Origin of the sequence: Azonexus sp., assembly GCF_036170495.1 — a bacterium.
Classification (GTDB): domain Bacteria; phylum Pseudomonadota; class Gammaproteobacteria; order Burkholderiales; family Rhodocyclaceae; genus Azonexus.
This window is the reverse complement of the sequence record NZ_JAVHPH010000043.1, coordinates 1-1,295: the sequence shown is the minus strand read 5'-3', so window position 1 is coordinate 1,295 and position 1,295 is coordinate 1. Positions and strand designations below refer to the sequence as shown.

Sequence of the window (1,295 nt, the reverse complement as noted above, 5' to 3'; positions counted from 1 at the left end):
TCTCGCGCATGTATTCGTCCATCTCGCGCCAGCCGGTGTAGATGCCGGCCTTGGGTAGCCAGCTGTAGATTGCGTAGCAGTCTTCGATGGCGCGACCGGACTGGCGACAGGCGCTGCCGACGGCCTTGGCTTCCTGCTCGGTCCTGGCTTCTTTCTTGGCCGGATCTTCGAGGCCGAGCTTCTGGCTGACCTGGTCGCAGGCGCTGAGTCCGAGGATGGCGAGAATCAGAAAAATTCGCATGATCATGCGTTGGATTTTCGCATATTTGCGAAAAGTGTGGGGCATGTGTCACGACGCCCGGCTTTATAATGGATCTCTTTACGCACTGCTGGAGTACCCATGTCGCATTATGTTCGCCCCCTGACTGTTGCCTTCGCCCTGGCCCTGGCTTGTTCTGTCGCTCAAGCCAAGCCGGCCAAGCGGGCTGCCAAGCCGGTGGCCGCGCCGGCTGTTTCGGCCGAAATCGAGTTGGCCCATAATCTGGAGGCGGCTGGTGAGGAGCGGCTGCAGGCCATTGTCGATCGTTTCAACAAGGAGTCGGGCAGCGCGCTCAAGCTGGTGCGTCTGGAAAAGGGTGACAAGCCGGCGGTGCTCAACCTGATGCGCCGTTACGACATGAGTGAAATCCTCAGTCAGCCCAAGGCCTTTGTGCCGTTGTATCAAATGATGGCCAAGGCCGGCCAGCCGCTCAAGTTCGGCGAATTGTCGGGCGATCTGAAGGCCGGTGTGGTCGATGCCAAGGGCAAAGTGGTGGCGCTGCCGGTGCTTTATTCGACGCCGGTGCTGTTCTACAACAAGAACGCCTTTCGCAAGGCCAAGCTGGACCCCGAGCAGCCGCCAAAGACCTGGTTTGAAATGCAGGGCATGCTCGACAAGCTGCAGGATGCCGGCTATGACTGCCCTTACACCTCATCGTGGCCGGTCTGGGTGCACGTCGATAACGTCAGCGCCATCTCCGGCGTGCCGGCTGCGACCGACAAGGGCCAGCTGACTTTCAACGGTCTGCCGCAGGTCAAGCACCTGGCGATGATGGCGACGTGGAGCAAGGCCAATTATTTCAAGTTGTTCGGTCGGCGCAACGAAGCCAGCGCCAAGTTCCACGAAGGCGAGTGCGCGATGATCACGACCGATTCACGCGAGCATGTCGATTTCCGCGATGCCAAGGGTGTCGAGCTCGGTGTCGCTCCGTTGCCGTATCACGACGACGTTTATGGCGGTCGCCAGTCGTCGCTGGCCGACGGTGCGTCGCTGTGGGTGGGCGCCGGTCGGACGCCGGTGCAGTACAAGCAGGCGG

Annotated in this window: 1 protein-coding gene and 1 pseudogene; one reads left to right on the top strand and one right to left on the bottom strand. The window is 60.8% G+C overall.

What is annotated here, in order from left to right; all coding sequences use genetic code 11:
• Positions 1–241: pseudogene (locus ADADOO_RS01630) on the bottom strand (hypothetical protein); the annotation flags it as partial.
• Between the two features lie 99 nt (positions 242–340).
• Here ADADOO_RS01630 and ADADOO_RS01625 point away from each other — a divergent pair.
• On the top strand, positions 341–1,295 hold a 955-nt coding region (locus tag ADADOO_RS01625), incomplete at its 3' end, for an extracellular solute-binding protein (protein ID WP_511274440.1).